Origin of the sequence: Streptomyces genisteinicus (genome assembly GCF_014489615.1) — a bacterium.
In the GTDB taxonomy this organism is placed as follows: domain Bacteria; phylum Actinomycetota; class Actinomycetes; order Streptomycetales; family Streptomycetaceae; genus Streptomyces; species Streptomyces genisteinicus.
Genome location: NZ_CP060825.1, coordinates 1,140,948 through 1,165,653 on the forward strand (window position 1 = coordinate 1,140,948; position 24,706 = coordinate 1,165,653).

The following is a 24,706-nucleotide window of genomic DNA, read 5'->3' on the forward strand; positions in this document are numbered from 1 at the left end:
GCGCGAGGAGTTCGGGGATGACGCAATGGTTCGACGGCCCACTGGCCGCATTTGACACGGAGACGACTGGAGTGGACGTCGAGGAGGACCGCATCGTGTCGGCCGCCGTCGTCGTCCAGGACACACCGGGCGGACGGCCGCGCATCACCAGGTGGCTGGTGAACCCGGGGGTCCCGGTGCCGCCCGCCGCCACCGAGGTGCACGGGCTGACGGACGATCACCTCCAGCGCAACGGCCGCTGGCCGGCGCCGGTGATGGAGGAGATAGCCCGCTCGCTGGCCGAGCACTGCGCGGCGTCGCGGCCGCTGGTCGTGATGAACGCGCCGTTCGATCTGACGATCCTGGACCGCGAGTTGCGCCGCCACCGTGCGTCGTCGCTCGACCGCTACCTGCGGAGCACGCCGCTGTGCGTGCTCGACCCGAGGGTGCTCGACAAGCATCTGGACCGCTACCGCAAGGGCCGGCGCACCCTGACCGACCTGTGCGAGCAGTACGAGGTGGTGCTGGACGGGGCGCACGACGCCGCGGTCGACGCCGTGGCGGCCCTGGAGGTCGTCCGGGCGGTGGGCAGGCGGTTCGCGTCGCGGATGGAGCGCCTGTCGGCCGCGGAACTGCACACGCTCCAGGCGGTGTGGCACGCGGCCCAGGCCCGCGGCCTCCAGGCGTGGTTCGCCCGCAGCGGCACGCCGGAGACCGTCGACACCTCCTGGCCGCTGCGCCCGGACCTGCCGGCGGCCGCCTGAGCGGCGCCCCGCCGGGAGGGCCGGTCCGTCGGAGACGGACCGGCCCTCCCCGGGGGCGGCGAGTGTCCCGGCGCGAGCACCCGGCACGGGGTGCGGACGCGCCGGAATCCGGTCGGCGCACCGCCGGGGGCCGGTACCCCGCCCGTCACGCCTCCGTGCTCATGAGGTGATCCGTGCTCATCGGGGAGGCCGACGCATCCTTGTCACCGAGGCCTGCCCGAGCGGTGTCTCGCGGTGCTCCCCGCTCAGCAGCCCTCCTCACCGACGCCGTGCCCGCCCGGGTCCTGGGCGATCAGCGAGTAGCCCTGGTCGATGTTGTCCCGGTCGACAGCGCGCAGGTTCTTGTAGCGAAGCCTGCCGAGCGCCGCCAGTTCGTCCTCGCCGAGCCGCGGCTTGAGTCCCGGGAGCGGGCACAGGTTCGCCGCGATTCGGAACGTTCCGGGTTCTCCGTCCAGGCCGGGGACCAATTGACGGTACGACTCACCGTCGACCCGGTATTCGACGGCCACCTGGAACGTGTACGCGGATGCGACGGTGCTGAAATCGGCCGCGACCGCCTCACCCGCCTCGTCACCGCCCTCGACGACGATGCGCGACGACTGGAAGAAGGGGGCGCCTTCGGGCCCTTCACCGATCGCCGGATGCCGGGCGATCGGAGATTCCGAGTCCATGTCGAACGACATCTGGCGGACGTCGTCCCCGCCTTGGGACGGAAGGAGGAAAGCCGCGCCCACGGGAATCTCGTCCCGCTCGATGTTCACCGGCCGGATGCGCACCACGTCCACCGTGTTTCCCTTGGCGGATGTCAGGGAGATGTTGAACTTCATCCCACTGAGAAAATAGCCACGCGCTTCGATGAGCTTCGTCAGTGCGGGGTCGGCGGGGGCGGCCGCGATCCTCGGGCGCGCCAGCAGCTCCTTGAGCGCGCCCAGGTCCTTCTCCTGAAAAGCGGCGGTGTACGTGTCGAAGAAATCCGAGGGGAACCCCGGGAACCCGTAGGTGACTTCCAGGTCGTCGCCCGTCGGCAGTTGTGTGGAGGATGACTTGCCGGCAGGCGGCTCGGGCTCCTTCTGCGCTCTCCCCGCCGAGGTGTGCGAGGACCGGGCTGCCGGGTTCGTGCCGTGTCCGTCCTCTCCGCCGTCGCCTCGTGCCATCACCTGCCAGGAGAGGAGAGCAGCGACAGCGAGCGACACCGAAGCGCCCGCCAGGAGGGCGCGCCTCCTGGCGGGGCGGAGTCCGGAGGCGGTGTCCCCGGGCCCGCCGGGCTCCGGCGGGACGACGGCCGGCGCCTCCACCCGGCCCCCTGCCGGCGCCGCTTCGGGCTCCTCGCATGACGACGGTGGAGTGGGGCGGGGATCACCGCCTTCGTCCGGCCATGCGACGAGGAAATCGGCAAACCCGTCGAAGGCCAGGTCCCGCCGCGTCTCGAACCTCTGCGCCGAAGCCTCGGCGTCCATCTTCCGCTGCGCTTTCGCGACCAGAGAAGCCGCGTGGCGGGCGTTCATGTAGCGGTCACCGTCGAAGAGCAGACTCTCGACAAGATCGGACTGCCGTTCATTCCCCGCGTCCGCATACGCGTGCAGTCCGTCTTCGAGAAGGCGACGGAGCTGCGCGATGCGTCCGTGCAGACGGAGGCCGAGTCGCCCGCAGTGCGCTTGTGCGAGTTCTTCGAGGAACGGCACCTCTACGGGCTTCTGCGGCCGGCCCTTCTTGTCCAGGTCGTCAATGCCTCGAAGACGAACGCGCTTGAGTTCCGTGCTGACGCTCTTGATCTTCGCCCGGCGACGCCCGGCCGCCCCCTCGTCCCCTGACATGGCATCAGTGTGGCATGTCCGCAGGCTTGTTGTTCGTGCAGTTCACAGCCTTGCCCGGTGATCTTAGCCCTCTCCTGCCCCTTCCTTCGCCCTCTCTTCGGTGATGCGTCGGCGCTCCGGCCGAGGAGGCTGATGCGGACAAGGGGCGGAGTCACCGGCCGCCTCACCGGGACATCCGACCCGAAAGGACACACCACACCCATGACGCATCGACACACTGCCGTTCCGGTGCCGCTGGAATGGCTGAAGTCGAAGACCATCACGGCCCTGGTCGATTCGTACCAGGCGGCATTCGCCACCGTCTACGACGAGGAGTGCGGGCGCACGGAACAGGCCAGAACCCGGCTGCTGGCCGAACTCGCGGCCTGCGACCCGTTCATCCGTTCCACGGAGCATCAGGAATACCGCCCCGTTTGACGAGTGGACCGCACACGGGCGAATTCCACGCTCGTGTTCGTTTCGCCATTCGCGGCATCCGGGATTCTCGTCGCGAGGAGTGCACGGTGCCGCCGGCGCCCGTCCCCGGCCGGGGACGGGCGCCGGCCGGAAACCACGAGAGGCCGCCCTGACGGGCGGCCTCTGGAAGGTACCGGGGTCCAACAGTCCTGCTGTGGTGGGCGATACTGGGTTCGAACCAGTGACCTCTTCGGTGTGAACGAAGCGCTCTCCCACTGAGCTAATCGCCCGGGAACGGACTGAACCATACAGGCCGTCGCACCCTTCGTTCAAACCGCTTCCAGGTACGCGGCCAGCCCTCTGCGTCCGCCGCGCATCATCAGCGCGTGGTTGGCGCGGAAGAGCGGGCGGCACGGCAGGGCGAGGCGCCTCATCAGGGGCCTGCGCACCTCCACCTCCTGCTCGTACAGCACGCGGGTTCCGCCGCCGTGCGGGGTGAGGCTCCACCGCGACCACCCGGCGAGGTCCCCTTCCATCGCGATCTCCAGCACCCGGGCGACCGGGTCGCGCCGCCGGGCGCGGACGGTGACCCGCAGCTCGTAGGGGAGGAAGGAACGGAACCGCGCGGTGCCCGACTCGGCCGACACCGGGATGACGTCGCGGACCTGGGGCCACCAGCGCGGGTACTCCTCGGCGCACTCCAGGACCCGGAAGACCGCCTCGGGGGCGGCGGGCAGCTCCCAGACGCTGCGGAAGCGGTAGCGGCACCAGTCCATGTGCCCAGTCTGCTCCTGTGCGCGGCGCGCCCCGGATGTACTCAGCGCGGAGGTGAGTACCCGCGCCCATGCCCGCGGGCTGTGGCCGGCGCCACACTGCGGCCATGACCTACCTGCCACCACCCGCCGAGGAACTGGCGGTCCTCGACGAAGAGCTGCGCCGGCTGGACGCCCGCCGCGCCCAGTTGCTGGCCCGGCGTTCCTGGCTGCTGGCCGCGCTGCGGGGCGCCGGCGCCGTGCCCACGGCCACGTGGGCCGGCGTCCGGGCCCCGGGGACCGGGACGGCTCCGCCGATGCCCGCGGGCGCCCCGCCGGCCGGTGCCCGGCAGGCGCCGCCGGCGCCTGCCGCCGAGACCTCGGGGCCCGGTGTGCAGAACCTGCTGCTGGTCCTCGGCGGGCTGCTGCTGGCAGTGGCCGCCATCGCGTTCACCCTGGTGAGCTGGGGGCAGATGGGCATCGGCGGCCGCTCGGCCGTCCTCGGCGCCGTCACCGCCGCCGCCCTCGCGGCGCCGGCGCCGCTGCTCCGCCGCGGCCTGCGGTCGACGGCGGAGGCGGTGGGCGTGCTGGCCCTGGTGCTGACCGTGCTCGACGCGTACGCCCTGCACCGGGTCGCGTTCCCCGGCGCGGACGGCGTCCTGTACGCGGCGGTGGCGTCGACACTGCTCGCCGCCCTCTGGTCGGCTCACGGCCTGCTGCTGCCCCGGCTGTCCACACCGCTGCCGGCCGCGGTGCTCACCGCCCAGCTCGCGCTGCCCCTGTGGGCCGTGTCCGACGCGCCGGGCACCCCGGACCTGGCGTGGGCGCTGCTCGCGACGGCCGCCCTGGACGTGGTGGCGGCCCTGCGTGCCCGGCCGGCCGCGGTGCGCGGCATCGCGGGAGTCGCCGCGGCGGTCACCGGGGGCGGAGCGCTGCTGACGGGTCTCCAGCGGTCCGTGGCCGCGGACACGCCGGCCGAGGCCGTGCTCCCCGGTGTGCTGCTGCTCGCAGGCGCGGCGCTGGCCCTGTGGTGGGCCCGGCGCGCGCCCGCCGTGGCGGTGGCCGCCTCGCTGGTGGCCGGCGTGTCCGCGGTGGCGGCGGCGGGCGGCGCGGTGCGCGCCGCGGTGCCGCAGGGCTGGGGAGTACTCGGCTACCTGCTGTGCGGGACGGTCCTGCTGGTCGTACTGCGCACCGGGCTGCCCGCGGGGATGCGCCGGGGCCTGGCCGTGGCGGCCGTGACGGCCCAGACGCTCGCGGCGCTCTCCGCGGCGCCGCTGGTGATGCTCTCCCTGGTGGGCCCGGCGGCCCTGCTGACCGAGGTGTGGGCGGGTGCCCCGTCCGGAGCGCGTGACGCGTTGCCGCCGGGGTGGCCGCTGTCGTCGCTGTGGGCCACGCCGGTGGTCCTCGCGGTGCTCGCCGGGACCGCGGCGCTGGCGGCGCTCCGGCCCCGGACGCTGCCGCTGCCCGCACCCTCGCCGGAGGCGGCGGCCGGGCTCCGCCGTGCGGCGCTCTGCCTCGCCGCGGGGCTCGGCTGGGCGGCGCTGCTGGTGGTGCCCGCCGTCGTCGACGCCCCGTACACGCTCGCGCTCGGCTGGCAGCTGGCCGGGGCGCTCGGCCTGCTGGCGTGGGCGGCACAGCGGCCGGCTCCGGCCTCGCCGGTGCCGGCGGTGGCCCTGGCGTACAGCCTGACCGCGGCGGCGAGCACGGCGCTGCTGTCGCTGGCCACGCGCCCTGCGACGTTCACGGTCCTCGGCGTCCTGACCGCGGCTCTCGCGGCGGTCGCCCTGCGGGCGGCGGGGACGGTGCTGCAGGCCGTCGCGGCGGGTGCCGCGACGGTGGCGGCGACGGGGCTGGCCGGAGCGGCCGCGGCGGCTTCCGGACTCCCGGCGCACCGGGCGGCGCTGATCCTGCTGGTGGTCCCGGCGGCCGCGGCGGCCGTCGGGGCCCGTCTGGGGCGCCGGCCGGTGGCCGTGGTGGTGGAGGCCGCGGCGGTGCCCGCCGCGCTGCTCGCGGTGCTGCTCGCGGCGGGGCGGCCCGGCCCGCTCTCCCTGGTGCTCGGGCTGTGCGGTGTGATCGCCGCGGCGACGGCCCTGCGTCCGGAGCGGCGTCCCGCCGCCGGCCATGTCGCCGCCGTGCTGCTGGTGCTCGCCTCGTGGACGCGGCTGCTGGGATGGGACGTGACGTCGCCCGAGGCGTACACGCTGCCGGTGTCCGTGCCGGCGCTGGCCGTCGGGGCGCTGCTGCGCGGCCGGGACCCGGGGGCGTCGTCCTGGACGGCGTACGGACCCGGCCTGACGATCACGCTGCTGCCGAGCCTGCTGTGGACGTGGGGCGACAGCCACTGGCTCCGCCCGCTCCTGCTGGGGCTTGCGGCGCTGGCGGTGACGCTGGCGGGCGCGAAGTGGCGGCTCCAGGCCCCGCTGGTGCTCGGCGGCGCGGTCCTCGCGATGGTGTCCCTCCACGAGCTGGCGCCGTACGTGGCCCAGGTCGTCGGCGCACTCCCCCGCTGGGCCCCGCCCGCGGTGGCCGGTGTGCTGCTGCTGGCGACGGGTGCGACCTACGAGCAGCGGCTGCGCGACGCCCGCCGGCTGCGGCAGGGCCTGGGCCGGATGCGCTGAGAACGCCGAAGGCCCCGAGGACGGTCGTCCTCGGGGCCTTCGGTCCGGGTGGGCGATACTGGGTTCGAACCAGTGACCTCTTCGGTGTGAACGAAGCGCTCTCCCACTGAGCTAATCGCCCGGGCGCAGGGCAAACATTACCCCATGTCAGGGGCTGCCCCGGACCAGCCGGTCACTCGTCGATGCTCCACGGCATGACCAGCCCGAACTTCCACAGGTAGACCCCGCACAGCACGGCGACGATCACCAGGCCGACGGTGGTCAGGACGATGTTCCGCCGGCGGACCTTGGGGTCGAGCGCCCGCTGGGCCGCCTCGGTGACCTTGCGCTTGGTCCAGCGCAGCACCAGTTGGGCCCAGACGAACTCGGTCGCCCAGATCGCCATGCCGCCGAAGATCACGACCCAGCCCGGCCCCGGCAGCACGAGCATCGCGACGCCCGCGCCCACGACCGCGAGCCCGACGACGAAGACGCCGACCTGCCAGCTGATGTGCAGCGTCCTCGACCGCTTGATGAAGTGCGGCGCCCGGGATCCCAGCAGCCGCTCCCCCTCGCCGTCGTCCGGCGCGGGCCCCACCGCCGGTCCCGTCACGTCCCCCGTCGCGGGGCCGGACACCGTCGCGGCGACGGTCTCCGCCCGCTCGTCACTCTCCGCATGCATAACGCCCAACCTACCCGATACCGAGTTCTTCGGAGATCCGACGGAGTCGTCACCGGAATGGCCGTATTACGCAAAGTAATACGCCGCCGTACGAGGGACCTGAAGGATCACAAAACGGTCAGAGGGGTTTACAACGGCACCGTAGGTGGCATGTCGATTTCGCCGACGTGCGAATCCCCGAGCGCACACTGAGCGAAAGGCCCTGGCGCTTATGAACACCACGGTCAGCTGCGAGCTGCACCTGCGCCTCGTTGTTTCGAGCGAGTCGTCACTGCCTGTACCCGCGGGCCTGCGGTACGACACGGCCGATCCCTATGCCGTGCACGCCACCTTCCACACCGGAGCCGAGGAGACGGTCGAATGGGTCTTCGCCCGCGACCTGCTCGCCGAGGGGCTCCATCGCCCCACCGGCACCGGCGACGTCCGTGTCTGGCCGTCCCGCAGCCACGGACAGGGCGTCGTCTGCATCGCACTCAGCTCTCCGGAAGGTGAAGCCCTGCTCGAGGCCCCGGCGCGGGCCCTGGAATCGTTCCTCAAGAGGACGGACGCCGCGGTGCCGCCCGGCACCGAACACCGGCATTTCGATCTCGACACGGAGCTCTCGCACATCCTGGCCGAGAGCTGAGCCAGGCGCAGTGCCGCACGGCGCCGTCCGTCTCGGGGAGACGGCGCCGCGCGGACAATCACATACAGGCTGCATCCGGCGCCGTCGTCGCGGAATCCACCGCGTGCGACGGCGCTGCTGCGCTGCGGGCACGAACCGCTAGAGTCGGCGCAATTCGGCGGGCACCGGCCCGCGGCAGGCCAGGGAGCGAATCGTGCTGATTCCCCACGACACCCGTACCGCCCTCGACGCCGTCGTCGATCTGGTGAACACCGCACCGGGAGACGGGCGCGAGGACGGACTTCCGGACGTCGAGGCACTCGGCGCGTTCGTGCGCAAACACCATGTGAGCGACGTGGGCGAGCTGGGGTCGCGTGACCTGAAGGCACTGCACGGTGTGCGCGGACGGTTCGCGGAGATCTTCGCCGCGTCCGACGGGCGCACCGCGGCACGCCTGATCAACGACCTGGTGGCCGCCGCGGGTACGACCCCGCAGCTCACCGACCACGACGGCTACGACTGGCACGTGCACTACTTCGCCCCGGGTGCCTCGGTCGCCGATCACCTGGCGGCCGACTGCGGGATGGCCCTCGCGTTCATCGTGGTCCAGGGCGAGCAGGAGCGGCTGCGCCGGTGCGAGGCGCCGGACTGCGGACGCGCCTTCGTCGACCTCTCCCGCAACCGCTCGCGCCGCTACTGCGACAGCCGCACGTGCGGGAACCGCCTGCACGTGGCCGCGTACCGGGCCCGCCGCCGGGAAGCCGCCGGCTGACCCGCGCCCGGGCCGGGGCACTGCACGAACAGCCGGGGTCACAGCACGAACAGGTCGTGCACGGCCGCCATGAGCAGCAGCACGCCGATCACGCCGAGGAAGATCATCAGGGGCGGCTGGGAGAGCGCGAACAGACAGCCGCGCGGCTCCTGGGTCGGTGCGGGGGCCTGCCCCCGGGAGGTATCGAGCATCTCGGGGAGATGATGACGCAGCACGCTGCGCCCTGAGCACGCAACACGCGCCGGAGACCGGGCAGTTCACCATATTTGGCAGTGGCGGACGCAGGGCGCGACGGTCTCGGGGACCAGGTCCGCAGGAGGAGCCGGACCGGGGCCGCGGACCGGTGCGCGGGCTCCGCGGGGCCGCCTACGGTGGGCGGCATGTCCGTCGACACAGCCTTCGATCCCGACCGCTACCTCGCCCGCATCGGCCTGGGCGGCGACCGCGCCCCGGACACCGCGGCGCTGCGGGAGGTGTGCAACGCGCACATCCACGCGATCCCCTTCGAGAACCTCGACCCGCTGCGGGGTTCGGTGCCCTCGCTCGCTCCGTCCGACGTCGTCGCCAAGCTGGTCGACAGCCCGCGCGGCGGGTACTGCTACGAGCACAACACACTGCTGTCCCTGGCACTGCGGGCGCTCGGTTTCCGGGTCACGCCCCTGATGGCCCGGGTGGTCCTCGGCGCCGCGGCGCCCGAGAGCCGGCCCCGCACCCATATGACGCTCCTGGTGGAGGTGGCCGGCGAGGAGCACCCCTGGCTCGCGGACGCGGGCTTCGGAGCGGCGGGGAGCCTGCTGGAGGCCGTGCCCCTGGTCACCGGCGCCGAGTTCCGGTCCGGGCCGCGCACGCACCGGTTCGTCCACGCGCCGCACGACGGCCCGCTCGCCCTGTGGGTGCTCCAGGCGAGGACGGGCACCGGGGACGCGGCGGAGTGGGCGGACCAGTACGCGTTCACCGTCGAGCCGTTCGCCGCACCGGACTTCGAGGTCGCCAACTGGCACGTGGCCACCAACCCGCGCTCGCCGTTCAGTCGGCGGCTCCACGCGCAGTGCACCCGCCCCGGCGTGCACCGTGCCCTGGACGACCGCCGGTACACCGAGACCCGGGCCGACGGCGGTGTCACCGAGCGGCTGATCGGGACCGAGGAGGAGGCGCGGGCCCTGTTGGCGGAGGAGTTCGGCATCGTCGCGCCCGAGGACATGAAGCTGCTGTCGTAGCGGGTCGGCTCCGGCTTCGTATAGGGGCCGCGGGGGCCGCGCCGTCAGATGCCGTGCTTCTTGAGGATCGCCTCGATGTCGCTGAAGTCGTCCGCCCCGGTGTCGGCCGCCTTCCGGGACCGGGGCGCGGCGGCGTTGCCGGCCGCGCCCAGGGAGGGCGCCGACGCCGCGGGGGCCACCGCGTCACCGCCCCGTGCGGCGGCGGCCTTGCGCTCCCGGCGGGTGCCGCCGGAGCGGCGTTCCACGATCCGGGTGGTCATGAAGAGCAGCCACGCGCCGCCGAGCAGGCCGAAGCCGACCCAGGCGGACGGGCTGAACGCGGTGCCGACGGCCCACTCGACCGCGCCGGTCAGCACCAGGCCGACGGGCACCAGCGAGTAGGCGGCGATCCGGGTCGCGGCGAGGAAGCGCCGGCGGTACGCCGTGATCGCGGCGATGCCCAGGCCCGCCGCGGACACCGCGGAACAAATGGTCTCGGCAAGCATCCGGTCCTCCAGGCTCGGCGGGCACGAGGTGTGGCGTTCTCCTCCATCCTGCACCGTCATCGTGCGCGGATGCCACGGAGCGGGCGATCTCAGGGGTATCTCCGGGATCGCTCTCCTCCTCAGGTCCCCGTCGCGGGCCCCCCGTCCCGGCTGGAAGACTGGCCGCATGAACGACTCCTCCCCCCGCCCGGTCGTCGTCGACGTCTGGTGCGAGCTCCAGTGCCCCGACTGCCGCACCGCCCTCGACGACGTGCGCGCCCTGCGCGAGCGGTACGGCGACCGCCTGGATCTGCGGCTGCGGCACTTCCCGCTCGAGAAGCACAAGCACGCCTTCGCCGCGGCCCAGGCCGCCGAGGAGGCCGCCGGGCAGGGCAGGGGCTGGGAGTACACGGAAGCGGTCCTCGCCCGTGTCGAGGACCTGGCGGCGCGAGGTGAGCAGGTCCTCGTGGAGACCGCGGGGGAACTGGGGCTGGACGCGGAGGAGTTCGACACCGCGCTGATCGACGGGCGGCACATCCTGGCCGTCGACGCCGACCAGGCCGAGGGCAAGGCGATCGGCGTGACCGGCACGCCGACGTACGTCGTCGACGGGCAGCGGCTGGACGGCGGCAAGAGCCAGGAAGGGCTGCGCGGCCGGATCGAGGAGATCGTCGACCGGCTGCTGGCGGACCCGAGCTGAGTCCCGGCGGTCCCGGCGGCTCGGGACGGCCGAAGCCTCCGGGACCGCCGGGAGGCGCGGCTCAGAGCAGGCGCTTGGCGACGTTGCGGAACGTGGTGCGGTAGCCGAGGGACTCGTAGAGGCCCAGGGCCGTGGTGTTGCCGGCGAAGACGTGGAGGCCGATCAGCGGCAGGCCGTCGGCGTGGGCGATCCGCTCGGCGTGCTGCATCAGGGCCCGGCCGTGCCCCTGGCCGCGGTGCGGCTCGGCCACCTCGACGTCGAAGACGTACGCGCCCTGCTCGCCGGGGCGGACCTCGTGCCGCGCCACCCACACGTGACCGACCGGGGTGCCGCCGGCGAGCAGTACGTGGATCCGGACCCCCTCGGTGGCGGCGCCGTCGGGGAGCAGCCGCTCGTGGACCTCCTCCGAGCGCAGGACCGCCTCGTCCTCGGGCACCCCGCGGTCGATCCAGTCCTGCGCGAAGTGCCGCACCGCGTGGACGCGCCACGCGGTGAACTCGGCGTCGTCCATGGGGCGCGCCACGACGCCCGGAGGGGGCGGCGGGGGCTCGGCCGTCTCCTTGAGCATGTTGCGGCCCCGCTCGGTGTAGCCGAGTGCCGCGGCCCACCCCAGTACACGGTCGGCGCCGTCCGGGACCGCCGCGCGGACCTCGGTGCAGCCCCAGTCGCGGAGCACCTCCTCGGCCGCGAGCGCGGCGACCGTGCCGCGGCCGCGGCCGCGGTCCGGCTCGTCGACGCCGAGCGACCGGATGTGGCCGGCGGGGCGGCCGCCCGCGAGAGAGGACTCCAGTTCCACGGCGCCCACCCGCCGCCCGTTGACGCAGACGTCGAAGGTGCGGGCGCGGGCGCCCTGCCCGTCCCGCCGGATCGGCCCGGTCGGCCGCAGAGTAGTGGTCATCGAGGACTTTCTACCTGCCGGGCGGCCGTACGACACCGGTTTTCCGGCAGCGGTTGCGGGCGTTCCGGAGCCTGGCGCCCCGGGCACCGCTCCGTCCGTTCCCGGACGGGCTGCGCGGGGGCCGCCGTCACGGGGCCGGCCCCGGCCAGTCGGGTGTCGACGGCACGGGGTTGTCCCGGCGGCGGGCAGGTGGTGCCGGGGCCGGCCCCGGGCCGGATGCCTAGCGGGGGTCGGCGTCGGCCGCGGCGCGCTCCGCGAAGACGCGCATGGCCTTCGCGGTGACGGGACCCGGCTCCGCGGGGAGCGGGCGGCCGTCCACGCGTACGACGGCCTGGACGTCGCGGAGGGTCGAGGTCAGGAAGACCTCCTCGGCGCGCTCCAGGGCGTCCATCGGCAGGTCGGTCTCCTTGGCGCCGGTCCATTCGACGGTGAGGGCGCGGGTGATGCCGGCGAGGCAGCCGGACGAGACCGGAGGGGTGTGGAGTTCGCCGTCGAGGACGACGAACACGTTCGACCCGGTGCCCTCGCACAGCCTGCCGACGGTGTTGGCGAACAGCGCCTCCGACGCCCCGTGGTCGTGGGCCCGTGCGAGGGCGACGACGTTCTCCGCGTACGAGGTGGTCTTGAGTCCGGCGAGGGCGCCGCGTTCGTTGCGGGTCCAGGGGACGGTGATCACCGCCGTGGTGTCGGGGCGGCGGGAGGTCTCCCCCAGGGCGACGACCAGGGTGGGCCCGTCGGTGCCCCGGTCGGAGCCGAGCGGTGAGAGGCCGCCGGTGTACGTGATCCGCAGGCGGCCGAGCGCCATCGGGTTGGCCGCGAGCACGGCGGCCGAGGCGCGCCGGATCTCGTCGTGGTCCGGTGCCGGCAGGCCGAGACCCGCGGCGGAGCGGCTGAGCCTGTCCAGGTGCCGGGTGAGCGCGAACGGCTGCCCGTGGGCGGCCTTCACCGTCTCGAAGATGCCGTCGCCCACGGTGATCCCGTGGTCGAGCACCGACACCCGGGCCTCCTCGGCGTCCTTGAGCCCGCCGTTGACCCACAGCTTCATCCCGCAGTCCTTCCGCTCGCCTCGTACGCGCCCGACGCTACCGCGAGCAGGCGGGCCGCCTTCAGTTCGGTCTCGGCCCACTCGCGTTCGGGGTCCGAGCCCCAGGTGATGCCGGCGCCGGTGCCGAAGCGCAGCAGCGGGCCCCCGGTCGCCGCGCGGTCGATCCAGAAGGTGCGTATGCCGACGGCGAGCTCACCGGTGCCGCAGTCGGCGTCGACCCAGCCGATGCCTCCGCAGTACGGGCCGCGCGGGGAGGTCTCCAGGGCGTCGATGATCCGCAGGGCGCTGGACTTGGGGGCTCCGGTGACCGAGCCGGGCGGGAAGGCGGCCGCCAGCAGCTGGGACCATCCGGCGCCGGGGGCGAGTTCGCCGCGGACGGTGGAGACGAGGTGCACGAGTCCCGGGTGCGGTTCGACGTCGCAGAGGGAGGGCACGGTCACGGTGCCGGTGGCGCAGACCCGGCCGAGGTCGTTGCGGACCAGGTCCACGATCATCACGTTCTCCGCGTGGTCCTTCTCCAGCAGGTCGGCGGCGGTGCGGCCGGTGCCCTTGATGGGGCCGGACTCCACGGCGGCGCCGTCGCGGCGCAGGAAGAGCTCCGGCGAGGCGGTGGCGATCTCGACGCCGTGCGCGGGGAGCCGGATCGTTCCTGCGTAGGGCGCCGGGTTGCCCCGGGCCAGCAGCGCGGTCAGCTCGTCCACGTCGTGCTCCCCGGGGCCGGTCAGCGGGGCGCTCAGGACCCGGCAGAGATTGGCCTGGTAGACCTCGCCCGCGGCGATGTGCTCGCGGATCCGGCGCACACCGGCGGTGTAGGCGGCGCGGTCGAGCGAGCTCGTCCACTCCTCGGCGGCGGGGCCGCGCCAGCGGCCCGGGACGGGCGCGGGCACCGCCTCGGTGCGCACGTCGCCGAAGCGCGCGCAGGTCAGCCGCCCCTCGAAGTCCGCGGAGACGGCCCAGAAGCCGGCGGAGTCGAGGGCGGCGGGGTCGCTGGTGACATCCCGGAGATCGGTGGCGACGAGGGAGCCGAACCGGGCCAGAGGAGCGAGGTCGTGCACGTCTGCGAGTGTAGGACCGGGACCGGCCGGCCGCGGCGATGCGGCAGGTGAGCTGCCACGACGGGCCCACACCTCAGCACGCTGCACAAACGCGTTTTTGTACTGGCCGAGGAATCCGCTAGAGTTCAACACGTCGCCGGGACGCGCAAGCGGAACGGAAACGACAGGCGGACGTGGCTCAGTTGGTAGAGCATCACCTTGCCAAGGTGAGGGTCGCGAGTTCGAATCTCGTCGTCCGCTCGAGAATCGGGGGATCTTCCCGACCCCCGCACTCCGGGTGGAGTGGCCGAGAGGCGAGGCAACGGCCTGCAAAGCCGTCTACACGGGTTCAAATCCCGTCTCCACCTCCAAGGACGATTAGCTCAGCGGGAGAGCGCTTCCCTGACACGGAAGAGGTCACTGGTTCAATCCCAGTATCGTCCACTGGTCCGCAAGGATCCCCGCGCGATTAGCTCAGCGGGAGAGCGCTTCCCTGACACGGAAGAGGTCACTGGTTCAATCCCAGTATCGCGCACGCAGTACGCGGTATCCGCAGGTCTGACCTGCGCGATTAGCTCAGCGGGAGAGCGCTTCCCTGACACGGAAGAGGTCACTGGTTCAATCCCAGTATCGCGCACCACCTCGAAGCCCCCGGCCCATCGGCCGGGGGCTTCGTCGTGCACGCGAGGGACGTCAGGAGGAGAACAGCATCCGGCCGAAGCCCCGCTGGTGGTGTCCGTGGCTCCCGTGGTGGCCGTGGTGTCCGCCGTGGTGCTGGGCGCCCCAGGCGGGCGCCGCCGGGGCGGGGGCCGCGGGGTAGGCCTGCGGGGGCGGCGCCTGCTGTGCCCACTGCGACTCCAGGCGGGTCAGCGACTCCAGCTCCCCGTAGTCGAGGAATATGCCCCGGCAGCCGCTGCACTGCTCGATCTGGACACCGTTGCGGTTGTACGTGTGCATCGCCGCGTGGCACTTCGGACACTGCATCTCAGCTCAGCCTCTCGCCGTGGGTTCGACCGTCGCCGGATGCATGCCCGGCGGCCCGCTCCTCACCCTACGACGGGACATCGCGCTCCAACTCGGGTGAGAGTGTCCCGATTCGGGTACAGGCGTCGATCACCGCCTGTTCCACGTCGTCCGGTTGGCGCCCCTCGGCCGCCGACTTCGCCAGCGCGAGGGCCGCGGTCTGCACCGTCAGCGCCCGTGCGGGGACCTCGAGTTGGGGCCAGGGGTCGTCGGTGTCCGGTACGGCGGGCCCGCCGGCGGCCGCGTACGCGCCCAGGAAGCGCCGCCAGATCGCCGGCGGCAGGATGCCCGCGGCGAACCAGGCGGCAGGGCGGGCGAGGTCCCAGGCCGGGTCCCCCAGGCCGAGGTCGTCCACGTCGATCAGCAGCCAGGGACCGCCGGGGACGGGATGGCGCACGAGCTGCCCGAGATGCAGGTCGCCGTGGCACAGGATCCGGTGGCGGCGGGCGTCGGCCTCGCCCCGGGCCCAGCCGGGCAGCCCCCGCCAGGCGCGGCGCACCCCCGCGGCCGCCGGATGGCCGGGGACCGAACCCTCCATCCTGGCCACCGCCGCCGCGGCCTTCAGCGGTCCGCGCATCGGCGGCAGCGGGCCGGGCAGGACGCGGGCGTCGACGCGGTGCAGGCGGGCCAGGAGGACGGCGGTCTGCTCCCAGGGGGCGGCGTCGGGATCGCGCGGGTCGACCGGCAGCCCGTACGGCCAGGCGCTGAACGGCCGGCTCCCGGCGGTCGCGGCCGCCGGGAGAGGCAGCGGCGGCAGCAGGACCCCGTCGAGGGCGGGGTGGGCGGCGACGGCGATGCGCACCGCGTGGGCGCCGGGGTCCGTGCCGGTGGCGTGGGCCTTGGCGACCGCGTCGCCGTGTCGTACGACGGTGCCGTCGGGACGGTCGGCGAGGGTCACCGCGCCCTGGCCGCAGGCGGGACAGTTCGGCCGGGAGGAGTGGGCGGCGGCCTCGGCCACCTCCGTGAGGTGCCGTACGAGGGGGGCGGTCACCAGGGGAGCCTATCCGCGCCGGGGCGGCGTCCGCGGCTCGTGGGCCCGGCCCTGCTCCGAACGCGCGATGGCCGGTCAGCTCCCCAGCTGACCGGCCAAACGCTGCCGTCCGCCGCACCCCCGTCCCCACGGGGCTGTTGGCCGGATGTCCCCGACCCGGACCGCTCTTCCGGGTCCGGGGCGCCTCTCAGCGCCCCAGCATCACGCCTACGGACGACGCCTGTGCGACCACCGCGTCCCAGCCGCCGAAGACGACCACCAGCAGTGCCGCGAGGGGAAGGACCATGGCCGTGGCCACCAGCGGGTGCCGGGTGCCTGACGGGCGGACGCCGAAACCGGCATATGCCTTGCGCGATGCGGTGTCCGCCATGGTCCCTCTCCTGTCGTGACTGGCAGCGGCGAGTGTCCGACCTCGGGGGACGAGTACCGCACCCGCCGCTTGACCTCAACACTAGGGAGCCGGGGAGCCCCGGACGTCATGCCCGCGTACCGACTTCCGAGCCTCCCGGAGGATGAGCCCCGGGCCCCCGCGTACTCCCCTGGGTGGAGACGCGGCCGCCGGGGCCCCGGGTCATCCCTGAGGACGCGCGTGCTCGGAGTCGTCCTCCCGGTCGACCGGCTGCTCCACGAGGGCCAGGACACGGGTCGCCATGAAGCGCGCCGTGCGGACGACCGAGCCCGACCTCGTGACTTCGCTCACTTCGACCACCCCGCGCCGGACCGCCGTCTCCACCCTCCGGCCCGCCCGGCTTGCCACCACTTCGTACGTGCGCGTCGTGTCGCCCGCGTCGACCACTATCTCCACACGGTCACCCTTCACCGATCCAATCCCCCTTCTGCGACTGATCGTTGAGATCCGGCGCCGGATCAACGGCGCCGGACCGGGGCTCTGCTGACCACTCCTCAAGTCTCCCACCGGGCACTGACAATCCATCCGAGCGCGAGGGCGCGGCCTATGAGCGCACACGCGCGGGGATACGTAAGCTGTGGCACGTCAGACCGATGACCGCGCAGCGGGGTGGGACCTCCCACCGAGGTAGGGGACGGACGATGGCGATGATGCGGCTCCGGCGCGAGGACCCGCGTACCGTCGGCTCGTTCAGGCTGCACCGGCGGCTCGGAGCGGGCGGCATGGGCGTCGTCTACCTGGGCTCCGACCGGCGCGGGCAGCGGGTGGCGCTGAAGGTCATCCGGCCGGACCTCGCGGAGGACCAGGAGTTCCGTTCGCGGTTCGCCCGGGAGGTGTCGGCGGCGCGGCGGATCCGCGGCGGCTGCACCGCACGGCTGGTGGCCGCGGACCTGGAGGCGGACCGTCCGTGGTTCGCGACCCAGTACGTTCCCGGCCCCTCACTGCACGACAAGGTGGTCGAGGAGGGCCCCCTGCGGGCCTCCGACACGGCAGCGATCGGCGCGGCGCTCTCCGAGGGCCTGGTCGCGGTCCACGAGGCCGGGGTGGTGCACCGGGACCTGAAGCCGTCGAACATCCTGCTCTCCCCCAAGGGCCCCCGCATCATCGACTTCGGCATCGCCTGGGCTACCGGCGCGAGCACCCTCACCCACGTGGGGACCGCGGTCGGCTCGCCCGGCTTCCTCGCCCCCGAGCAGGTGCGCGGCGCGGCGGTCACCCCGGCGACGGACGTCTTCGCGCTCGGCGCGACCCTGGCGTACGCGGCGATGGGCGACTCGCCGTTCGGGCACGGCAGTTCCGAGGTCATGCTCTACCGGGTGGTGCACGAGGAGCCGCAGCTGCACGGGGTGCACGACGCGCTCGCGCCGCTGGTGGCCGCGTGCCTGGCGAAGGACCCCGAGGAGCGGCCGAGCACGCTCCAGCTGTCCATGCGGCTGAAGGAGATCGCCGCCCGGGAGGCGCAGGGGCTGCACGACCCCCGTCCCCCGGCGCAGCGGGACCGTGAGCGGGCGGAGCTGAGCCGGCCGACGGCCCGTTACACGGAGCGCTCCGAGCGCACCGAGCCCGCGGAGCGGCGCACGGGCGGGTCCTCGGGGCCCCGGCCCCAGTCCCCCGCGCGCACCGGCGGCGGGTCCCGGCCGCAGCAGCCGCGTGCCACCGGGCCCACGAACGGGCGCCGGGGCGGCACCCGGCCGGGTACGAGGCCGGGCCCGGCCTCCTCGACGGGCCGCCGGCCCGCCAATCCGCGTCTGCTGAGGCAGCGGATCGTGGTCTTCTTCGTGGTGACGCTGATCGTGGCGCTGGGGATCGCGGCCGCGCAGAAGCTGTAGAGCCGACCGGCGCGGGGGTCCCAGGGCGCCGGCGCGCGGCAGGACGGGGTGGGTCCCCGTGGGCCGGGTCCGGCGGACCGGCCGGGGTGGGCCGGCTCCGGGCGGGTCAGCCCGCGGGCCGTCCGGTGGCCACGGCGTAGAAGGCGACGGCCGCGGCGGCTCCGACGTTCAGCGAGTCGACGCCGTGGGCCATCGGGATGCGGACCAGGTCGTCGGCCGCGGCCATGGCCCGGGAGGACAGGCCGTCGCCCTCGGCGCCCAGCATGAGCGCCACCTTGTCCAGACGGTGCGGGGCGATCTCGTCGAGCGGGACGGCCCGCTCGTCGGGAGTGAGGGCGAGCAGCCGGCAGCCGGCGTCCCGGACGGCGCCGAGCCCCTGCGGCCAGGCGCCGAGCCGCGCGTAGGGAACGGAGAACACGGCCCCCATGGAGACCTTCACCGACCGGCGGTACAGCGGGTCGGCGCAGTCCGGCGAGAGCAGGACGGCGTCCATGCCGAGCGCGGCCGCGCTGCGGAAGATCGCGCCGATGTTGGTGTGGTCGTTGACCGCCTCCATCACGGCCACCCGGCGGGCCGTGCGCAGCAGGTCCGCCGGGTCCGGGAGGGGCTTGCGCTGCATGGACGCCAGCGCGCCCCGGTGCACGTGGTAGCCGGTGACGCGCTCGGCGAGGGCCGGCTCGACGACGTGGACCGGGGCTTCGGCGGCGTCGATGACGTCGCGCATGGCGTCGGCCCACTTGGGCGTCAGCAGCATGGACCGCATCCGGTAGCCGGCGTCGGAGGCCCGGCGGATCACCTTCTCCCCCTCGGCGATGAACAGGCCCTCGGCGGGCTCGCGCCGGCGCCGCAGTTCGACGTCGGTGAGGCCGGTGTAGTCGGCCAGGCGCGGGTCGTCGGGGTCGTCGAGGGTGATGATCTCGGCCACGGTCTGCTCTCTCGGTGGTGCGGTCCAAGGGGCGGCCGGTGCGGCGGCCGCCCGGGGGGGGGCGGGACGGCCGTTCAGGGAAGGGTCGGCACACCCACGCCGACGACGTCGCCGACGACGATGACGGCCGGGGGCCGCACCTCCTCGGCGCGCACGGTCTCGGCGACGGTCGCCAGGGTGGCGTCCACCCGGCGCTGGGCGGCGGTGGTGCCCTCCTGCACCAGGGCGACCCGGGTGGCGGGGTCCTTGCCGTGGGAGACGAGAGCCGCGGCGATGGCGCCGATCTTGTCCACGCCCATGAGGATCACGAGGGTGCCGCGCAGCCGGGCGAGGGACTGCCAGTCCACCAGGGAGCGCGGGTCGTCGGGCGCCACGTGGCCGCTGACCACGGTGAACTCGTGGGCGACGCCCCGGTGGGTGACGGGGATGCCGGCGGCCGAGGGCACCGAGATCGAGCTGGAGATGCCCGGCACGACCGTGCAGGGGATGCCGGCCTCGGCGAGCGCCTGGGCCTCCTCCATGCCGCGGCCGAAGACGTACGGGTCGCCGCCCTTGAGGCGGACGACGGACCTGCCCGCCTTGGCGTGCTCGACGAGGGCGTTGTTGATCGCCTCCTGGGCCATGAACCGGCCGTAGGGGATCTTGGCCGCGTCGATCACCTCGACGTGCGGCGGCAGTTCGTCCAGCAGGTCGCGCGGTCCGAGCCGGTCGGCGATGACGACGTCCGCCTCGGCGAGCAGCCGACGGCCGCGCACGGTGATCAGGTCGGGGTCGCCGGGGCCGCCGCCGACCAGGGCGACGGACGGGGTCCTGGCGCGGACGTGGGGGGCGGCGATGCTGCCCTCGCGCAGCCCTTCGACGATGGCGTCGCGCACGGCAGCGGAGCGGCGCGGGTCGCGGCCGGTGAGCACGGCCACGGTGACGCCCTCGCTGCGGCCGGTGGCGGGCGTCCACGCGGTGGCGGCCTCGGCGTCGTCGCTGCGGACGCACCAGATCCGGGACCGTTCGGCCTCGGCGGAGGCGCGGGCGTTGGCCTCCGTGTCACCGGTCGCGACGAGGACGTACCAGGACTCCGCGAGGTCGCCCTCCTCGTACCGCCGCCGGGTCCAGCGGATCTCGCCGGCCTCGGCCATGGCCTCGACGGACGGTGTCGCCGACGGGGAGACGAGTACGACGTCGGCACCCGCGGCGACCAGGGCGGGCAGACGGCGCTGGGCGACCTGGCCGCCGCCGATGACGACGACGCGCCGGCCGGACAGGCGCAGGCCGACGGGGTACGCGGGGTGCTCGGCGGGCTCGGGCATGGCGGTGCGGCTCCTCGTGCGGGTGGTGCGTGAGCGGGGCCGCTGCGGCGGTGGAGCGGCTGATGGGGACGCCAGGGCCGTAGGGGCCGGCCTGGTCACCAGGGTACGGTCCGCCGTCGGCGGCGCCTCGCCCGGCAAGGCGCCGTCCGGCCCGGCGGGGCCGGACGGCGCCCGGGGCTACTTCTCCGTGACGCCGGCCGAGTCGAACGTCGCCACCTCGTGCATGGCGCGGGCCGCGCTCTGCACGATCGGGAGCGCCAGCAGGGCGCCCGTGCCCTCGCCGAGGCGCAGGTCGAGGTCGACCAGCGGGCGGAGCCCGAGCTTGCCGAGGGCGGCCACATGGCCGGGCTCGGCGCTGCGGTGACCCGCGATGCACGCGGCCAGCGCCTCGGGGGCGATGGCGCGGGCGACGAGCGCGGCGGCCCCGGTGCTGACGCCGTCGAGGATCACGGGGGTGCGCAGCGAGGCGCCGCCGAGGATCAGGCCGACCAGCGCGCAGTGCTCCAGGCCGCCGACCGCCGCGAGGACTCCGACGGGGTCGGCGGGGTCGGGGCGGTGCAGTTCGAGGGCGCGGCGCACCACGTCGACCTTGCGGGCGTGCATCGCGTCGTTGATGCCGGTGCCCCGGCCGGTGATCTCCGCCGGGTCCGCGCCGGTGTAGACGGAGATCAGGGCGGCGGACGCGGTGGTGTTGGCGATGCCCATCTCGCCGGTGAGCAGCGCCTTGTTCCCGGCGGCCACCAGGTCGCGGGCGGTCTCGATGCCGACCTCGATCGCGGCGCACACCTCGTCGCGGCTGAGCGCGGGGCCGGTGGTGAAGTCGGCCGTGCCGGCGCGGACCTTGCGGGGCAGCAGACCGGGCGTGGCGGGCAGGTCGGCGGCAACGCCGACGTCGATGACGCAGACCTCGGCGCCGACCTGGCCGGCGAAGGCGTTGCAGACCGCTCCCCCGCCGAGGAAGTTGGCGACCATCTGGCCGGTGACCTCCTGGGGCCAGGCGGTGACGCCCTGGGCGTGCACCCCGTGGTCCCCCGCGAAGATCGCGACGGCGGCGGGCTCCGGGACCGGCGGCGGGCACATCCGGGACAGGCCGCTGAGCTGTGCGGAGATGATCTCCAGCATGCCGAGCGCGCCGGACGGCTTGGTCATCCGCTTCTGGCGCTCCCACGCCTCGCCGAGCGCCTTGGCGTCCAGGGGGCGGATGCCGGCGACCGTCTCCTGGAGCAGGTCGTGCGGCTCCTCGCCGGGCAGGGCACGGCGGCCGTACGTCTCCTCGTGGACGACCCAGGAGAGCGGGCGGCGCTTGGACCAGCCGGCCTGCAGCAGCTCCGGCTCCTCCGGGAACTCGTCGACGTAGCCGACGCAGAGGTACGCCACCACTTCGAGGTGGTCGGGCAGGCCGAGGGTGCGGACCATCTCGCGCTCGTCGAAGAAGGAGACCCAGCCGACCCCGAGGCCCTCGGCACGGGCGGCGAGCCAGAGGTTCTCCACGGCGAGCGCCGAGGAGTAGGGCGCCATCTGCGGCTGGGTGTGCCGGCCGAGGGTGTGGCGGCCGCCGCGGGTGGGGTCGGCGGTGACGACGATGTTGACCGGGGTGTCGAGTATGGCCTCGATCTTCAGTTCCTTGAACTGCTTGGCCCGGCCCTTGGGCAGCGACTTGGCGTACGCCTCGCGCTGGCGCTGGGCGAGTTCGTGCATCGTGCGGCGGGTCTCCGCCGAGCGGATGACGACGAAGTCCCACGGCTGCGAGTGGCCCACGCTGGGCGCGGTGTGCGCGGCCTCCAGGACGCGCAGCAGCACCTCGTGCGGGATCGGGTCGCTGCGGAAGCCGTTGCGGATGTCGCGGCGTTCGCGCATGACGCGCAGCACGGCCTCGCGCTCGGCGTCGTCGTAGCCGGGGGCGGGCGGACCGGCGGGCTCGGCCGCCTCCTCTGCCTCCGGCAGGGCGGGGGCGGCGGCCTCCGGCTGGGCGGGGGCGGCGTCGGCGGCGGGCTCCGGCTGCGGGGCGGGCGCGGCAGCGGCGGCCTGCGGCTCGGCGGGGGGCTCGGCGGCAGCCTGCGGCTCGGCGGCCACGGGAGCGGAGTGCGCGGGGGCGGTCTCCGGCTGCGGGGCGGACGCGGTCGCGTCGGCGGCTTCCGGCTGCGGGGTGGTCCCGTCGGCAACGGGAACGGCCTCCGGCTGCGGGAAGGGCTCCGCGGGGGCCTCGGCTGCCGCCGGCGCGACGGCGGGGGCCGCCTCCGCGAGCGGCTGCGCGGGGGCCACGGGAGCGGCTTCGGCGGCCACGGGCTCCGGGACCGCCTCCGGCTGCGGGGCGGTCTCCACGGGAGGCTCGGCGGCCTCGGGCGCGTCGGCGGTCGCGGGGACGGTCTCCGCAGGCGCGGTCTCCGGCTCCGCGACGGCCTCTGCGACGGCCTCCGCGACAGCCGGCTCCGCGGGAACGGCCTCCGGCTGCGGGGCGGCCTCCACGGGAGGCTCGGCGGCCTCGGGGGCGCCGACTGCCTCGGGCGCCGGGGCCGGCGCTTCGGCGGCGACCGGCGGCGCGGGGTCGGGTGCGGGCTGCTCCGGCAGGAGGACCTGCTGCACCGGCTCCTCGGGCGCCTCCGCGGGGACGGCCTGCGGCTCGGCGGGCGCGGCGACGGGCTCCGCGACGGCCGCGGGGGCCCCGGGGGCGGGCTCCGGCTGAGCGGGGGCATCGGGAGCGACGGCCTGCGCCCCTGCGGGGGCCGGGTCCTGCTCCGCGACGGCCGCGGGCGCCCCGGGGGCGGTGCCGTCGGCGTCGCCGTGGCGCGGCGCGGGCACGCCGGCCTCCGCCACGGCCGGGTCCACCGGTTCCGCGGGCGGCTGAGGGACGACCGTTTCTGCGGCCTGCGCCTCCTGCTGCGGCGGCTGCGGGTCCCAGGGAGCTCCCGCCTGCGGCGGGATCTCGCCGAGCTGCGGTCCTGGCAGTTCGGCGGCGGCCGCCTCGCGCGGCACGTCGAGGTACTCGACACCCGTGGTCGCCTGCTGGGCCGCGGGGGCGGTGCGCGTCTGCGCCGGGTGCGGCGGCACACCCGCCGGTCCCCGGTCGGCGAGTGAGCGCACCACACCGCTGTTCGCCTCGGGCACGGGCGGGCCCATGTGCAGGGGCCGGCGTGCCGGGGGCGGCGTCGGCATGGCCGAGGTCGCGGCGGAGGGGGTGCGTACGGCGCCGAGGTCGACGGACCCGGAGTCCCGGCCGCCCGCCTCGTGGGCACCGCTCTCGTGCACGGCCTGTGCGGCGGCGAACGTCTCCGCCGGGGCGGTGGCTTCGGGTGCGGGGGCGGCGAACGCCACGGCGGAAGGGGCTGGTTCGGCCTCGGCGGGCCAGGGGCGGCCGGCGGCCTGTGCGGGGGCCTCGGGGAAGGCGCCCTGCTCCCCGGCCGGCTGGGGCGCGAAGGGCGCGTCGGCGGCGGGCTGCTGCGGCAGCGGGCCGGGAGCCATGCCGGGGACGACGGACATGACGCCCTGCACCTGGGCGAGCGGCTCCTGCGCGGGCTCGTGCCCCTGCGGCTCCCCGGCAGGCTCCGGCTGCCCGGCGTGCGCCGCGCCGTGCGGGGCGTGCGGGGTGTCCGCGCCGTGCGGACTGTCCTCCGTCTGCGGGGCGTCCGCGGTCTGCTGGGCGTACAGCGCGCTCCCGGCCGACCCGGCGACCTGGGTGAACGCGGGCGCGGCGGGCTCCTGGGCGTCCGCGGGGGCGGCGGCCTCGCCGTAGGCGTAGCCGGCCTGGTGGTCCGTCACGTACGGGCCGCCGGCGTGGTGCGGGACACCCGCGGGCGCCGTGTGCTGAACGGGGGCGGGTGCGGCCGCGTACTGCTCCGCGGGGGCCGCGTGGTGCGCCGGGGCCGGGGCGGACGCCGTGTGCGGGTGCTCGCTCCAGGCGCCCTGGGCGCCCGGCATGAGCAGGAGGTCGTCCTCGTCGGAGGTGTGCCCGGAGGGTTCGAGGTAGGTGTAGGCGTCCTGGGCGGGGACGCCCGGCTGCTCCACCATGCCTGCGTTCTCCGGCAGTCCCTCGCCCGGGACCTGGCCGGTGTCAGTCATGCGTACCCCTCGCCCATCGGTTGTGCTTCTTCGGCCCATCGCCCGGGGCGTCCGACCGGCGCACCTGACGCCCGTGAACAACAACGAGCGTGTGCGCCGCGCGGCACGATCGACCCCCGACCCCATGCATTGTCGCCGTCGTTCGCCACCACGGCAGCAAGATCCGCCGCGGTCCGCTGTGGGCTGCGCCACGTCGCGCGACCCCCCGGTTCCGGCGTACCACGAACAGGGCCGGAAGCGACCCCTGTTTCCGGACATTCACCGACCGATCGGCAAGCACCCGGGCGCGGTACGACGATCGGCCAGCCTACCCTCCACGGTGCCGGAAGTGGGGGTTGGGCCCGAGTTGTGAGCAGCGCGACGGCGGTGCTCGGAGTGTCCGCGATCGCGCCACCGGGACCCCGGTCCGCGCGGCCGGGCGGCACGGTCGGCGCCGCCGGGGTGCAGCGGT

23 protein-coding genes and 7 tRNA genes are annotated in these 24,706 nt (G+C 74.7%); 13 read left to right on the forward strand and 17 right to left on the reverse strand.

The window, feature by feature from the left end; translation table 11 throughout:
- Positions 1-17: 17 nt before the first annotated feature.
- Positions 18-743, forward strand: a complete 726-nt coding sequence (locus IAG43_RS04990; protein WP_187739546.1) for a 3'-5' exonuclease — start codon at positions 18-20, stop codon at positions 741-743.
- Between the two features lie 245 nt (positions 744-988).
- Here the strand turns inward: IAG43_RS04990 and IAG43_RS04995 are convergent, their stop codons facing one another.
- Entirely contained in the window at positions 989-2,557 is a 1,569-nt protein-coding gene (locus IAG43_RS04995) for a hypothetical protein (RefSeq protein WP_187739547.1), read from the reverse strand.
- Between the two features lie 201 nt (positions 2,558-2,758).
- On the opposite strand from IAG43_RS04995, the gene IAG43_RS05000 reads away from it, so the two are divergent.
- The gene (locus IAG43_RS05000; RefSeq protein ID WP_187739548.1) at positions 2,759-2,974 is read left to right on the forward strand and encodes a hypothetical protein; all 216 of its coding nucleotides are present in this window, start codon (positions 2,759-2,761) and stop codon (positions 2,972-2,974) included.
- Between the two features lie 194 nt (positions 2,975-3,168).
- Here the strand turns inward: IAG43_RS05000 and IAG43_RS05005 are convergent.
- Both IAG43_RS05005 and IAG43_RS05010 read right to left on the reverse strand, forming a co-directional pair.
- A tRNA-Val gene (locus IAG43_RS05005) sits at positions 3,169-3,243 on the reverse strand.
- 39 nt (positions 3,244-3,282) lie between these two features.
- Positions 3,283-3,729 (reverse strand): SRPBCC family protein, encoded by a 447-nt coding sequence (locus IAG43_RS05010; protein ID WP_187739549.1) that lies wholly within the window; start codon positions 3,727-3,729, stop codon positions 3,283-3,285.
- 104 nt (positions 3,730-3,833) lie between these two features.
- Here IAG43_RS05010 and IAG43_RS05015 point away from each other — a divergent pair, with 104 nt between their 5' ends.
- The gene (locus IAG43_RS05015; RefSeq protein ID WP_187739550.1) at positions 3,834-6,323 is read left to right on the forward strand and encodes an SCO7613 C-terminal domain-containing membrane protein; all 2,490 of its coding nucleotides are present in this window, start codon (positions 3,834-3,836) and stop codon (positions 6,321-6,323) included.
- 49 nt (positions 6,324-6,372) lie between these two features.
- On the opposite strand, the gene IAG43_RS05020 is transcribed toward IAG43_RS05015, so the two are convergent.
- Together IAG43_RS05020 and IAG43_RS05025 are read right to left on the reverse strand one after the other, a co-directional pair.
- A tRNA-Val gene (locus IAG43_RS05020) sits at positions 6,373-6,444 on the reverse strand.
- A 51-nt stretch (positions 6,445-6,495) separates the two neighbouring features.
- The gene (locus tag IAG43_RS05025; RefSeq protein WP_246574072.1) at positions 6,496-6,984 is read right to left on the reverse strand and encodes a TIGR02611 family protein; all 489 of its coding nucleotides are present in this window, start codon (positions 6,982-6,984) and stop codon (positions 6,496-6,498) included.
- A gap of 211 nt (positions 6,985-7,195) precedes the next feature.
- On the opposite strand from IAG43_RS05025, the gene IAG43_RS05030 reads away from it, so the two are divergent.
- Positions 7,196-7,609 carry an SsgA family sporulation/cell division regulator gene (locus IAG43_RS05030; protein WP_003959770.1) on the forward strand — a complete coding sequence of 138 codons (414 nt, stop codon included), beginning with the start codon at positions 7,196-7,198 and terminating at the stop codon, positions 7,607-7,609.
- Positions 7,610-7,802: 193 nt separating this feature from the next.
- A complete protein-coding gene (locus tag IAG43_RS05035) occupies positions 7,803-8,360 on the forward strand; it encodes a CGNR zinc finger domain-containing protein (RefSeq protein ID WP_187739551.1) in 558 nt (185 codons plus the stop codon).
- Between the two features lie 38 nt (positions 8,361-8,398).
- On the opposite strand, the gene IAG43_RS05040 is transcribed toward IAG43_RS05035, so the two are convergent.
- On the reverse strand, positions 8,399-8,551 hold the full coding sequence (locus IAG43_RS05040; protein WP_187739552.1) for a hypothetical protein: 153 nt from the start codon (positions 8,549-8,551) through the stop codon (positions 8,399-8,401).
- A 189-nt stretch (positions 8,552-8,740) separates the two neighbouring features.
- On the opposite strand from IAG43_RS05040, the gene IAG43_RS05045 reads away from it, so the two are divergent.
- A complete protein-coding gene (locus tag IAG43_RS05045) occupies positions 8,741-9,577 on the forward strand; it encodes an arylamine N-acetyltransferase family protein (protein WP_187739553.1) in 837 nt (278 codons plus the stop codon).
- Positions 9,578-9,621: 44 nt separating this feature from the next.
- Here IAG43_RS05045 and IAG43_RS05050 read toward each other — a convergent pair whose 3' ends face one another.
- Positions 9,622-10,122: a hypothetical protein gene (locus IAG43_RS05050; protein WP_246574073.1), complete on the reverse strand. Its 501-nt coding sequence runs from the start codon at positions 10,120-10,122 to the stop codon at positions 9,622-9,624.
- A 106-nt stretch (positions 10,123-10,228) separates the two neighbouring features.
- On the opposite strand from IAG43_RS05050, the gene IAG43_RS05055 reads away from it, so the two are divergent.
- Complete coding sequence (locus IAG43_RS05055) at positions 10,229-10,741, forward strand: DsbA family protein (RefSeq protein WP_187739554.1); 513 nt, start codon at positions 10,229-10,231, stop codon at positions 10,739-10,741.
- Positions 10,742-10,802: 61 nt separating this feature from the next.
- Here IAG43_RS05055 and IAG43_RS05060 read toward each other — a convergent pair whose 3' ends face one another.
- From IAG43_RS05060 to IAG43_RS05070, 3 genes are all read right to left on the reverse strand, one after another.
- Complete coding sequence (locus IAG43_RS05060) at positions 10,803-11,639, reverse strand: GNAT family N-acetyltransferase (protein ID WP_187739555.1); 837 nt, start codon at positions 11,637-11,639, stop codon at positions 10,803-10,805.
- 220 nt (positions 11,640-11,859) lie between these two features.
- Positions 11,860-12,684, reverse strand: a complete 825-nt coding sequence (locus tag IAG43_RS05065; protein ID WP_187739556.1) for an aminotransferase class IV — start codon at positions 12,682-12,684, stop codon at positions 11,860-11,862.
- The gene (locus IAG43_RS05070; protein ID WP_187739557.1) at positions 12,681-13,739 is read right to left on the reverse strand and encodes a chorismate-binding protein; all 1,059 of its coding nucleotides are present in this window, start codon (positions 13,737-13,739) and stop codon (positions 12,681-12,683) included. The genes IAG43_RS05065 and IAG43_RS05070 overlap by 4 nt, the downstream gene beginning before the upstream one ends.
- A 167-nt stretch (positions 13,740-13,906) precedes the next feature.
- Here IAG43_RS05070 and IAG43_RS05075 point away from each other — a divergent pair.
- From IAG43_RS05075 to IAG43_RS05095, 5 genes are all read left to right on the forward strand, one after another.
- Positions 13,907-13,979: transfer RNA gene (locus tag IAG43_RS05075), tRNA-Gly, on the forward strand.
- Positions 13,980-14,015: 36 nt separating this feature from the next.
- Positions 14,016-14,089 (forward strand) — tRNA-Cys (locus tag IAG43_RS05080).
- A 1-nt stretch (position 14,090) separates the two neighbouring features.
- A tRNA-Val gene (locus tag IAG43_RS05085) sits at positions 14,091-14,162 on the forward strand.
- A gap of 19 nt (positions 14,163-14,181) precedes the next feature.
- Positions 14,182-14,253, forward strand: a tRNA-Val gene (locus IAG43_RS05090).
- A gap of 30 nt (positions 14,254-14,283) precedes the next feature.
- A tRNA-Val gene (locus IAG43_RS05095) sits at positions 14,284-14,358 on the forward strand.
- A gap of 53 nt (positions 14,359-14,411) precedes the next feature.
- Here IAG43_RS05095 and IAG43_RS05100 read toward each other — a convergent pair.
- The 4 genes from IAG43_RS05100 to IAG43_RS05115 form a co-directional block, all read right to left on the reverse strand.
- Positions 14,412-14,702, reverse strand: coding sequence for a TFIIB-type zinc ribbon-containing protein (locus IAG43_RS05100; RefSeq protein WP_187739558.1), 291 nt, complete (start codon positions 14,700-14,702; stop codon positions 14,412-14,414).
- A 67-nt stretch (positions 14,703-14,769) separates the two neighbouring features.
- Complete coding sequence (locus IAG43_RS05105) at positions 14,770-15,732, reverse strand: aminoglycoside phosphotransferase family protein (RefSeq protein WP_425508570.1); 963 nt, start codon at positions 15,730-15,732, stop codon at positions 14,770-14,772.
- 187 nt (positions 15,733-15,919) lie between these two features.
- Positions 15,920-16,102 (reverse strand): hypothetical protein, encoded by a 183-nt coding sequence (locus IAG43_RS05110; RefSeq protein WP_187739559.1) that lies wholly within the window; start codon positions 16,100-16,102, stop codon positions 15,920-15,922.
- A gap of 201 nt (positions 16,103-16,303) precedes the next feature.
- The gene (locus tag IAG43_RS05115) at positions 16,304-16,552 is read right to left on the reverse strand and encodes a hypothetical protein (RefSeq protein WP_187739560.1); all 249 of its coding nucleotides are present in this window, start codon (positions 16,550-16,552) and stop codon (positions 16,304-16,306) included.
- Positions 16,553-16,782: 230 nt separating this feature from the next.
- On the opposite strand from IAG43_RS05115, the gene IAG43_RS05120 reads away from it, so the two are divergent.
- Positions 16,783-17,970: a serine/threonine-protein kinase gene (locus tag IAG43_RS05120; protein WP_187739561.1), complete on the forward strand. Its 1,188-nt coding sequence runs from the start codon at positions 16,783-16,785 to the stop codon at positions 17,968-17,970.
- Between the two features lie 106 nt (positions 17,971-18,076).
- Here IAG43_RS05120 and IAG43_RS05125 read toward each other — a convergent pair whose 3' ends face one another.
- From IAG43_RS05125 to cobT, 3 genes are all read right to left on the reverse strand, one after another.
- Entirely contained in the window at positions 18,077-18,895 is an 819-nt protein-coding gene (locus IAG43_RS05125) for a TrmH family RNA methyltransferase (protein WP_187739562.1), read from the reverse strand.
- A gap of 74 nt (positions 18,896-18,969) precedes the next feature.
- A complete protein-coding gene (gene cobA, locus IAG43_RS05130; protein WP_187739563.1) occupies positions 18,970-20,199 on the reverse strand; it encodes a uroporphyrinogen-III C-methyltransferase in 1,230 nt (409 codons plus the stop codon).
- Between the two features lie 177 nt (positions 20,200-20,376).
- Positions 20,377-24,255, reverse strand: a complete 3,879-nt coding sequence (cobT, locus tag IAG43_RS05135; protein ID WP_187739564.1) for a nicotinate-nucleotide--dimethylbenzimidazole phosphoribosyltransferase — start codon at positions 24,253-24,255, stop codon at positions 20,377-20,379.
- Positions 24,256-24,706: the final 451 nt, after the last annotated feature.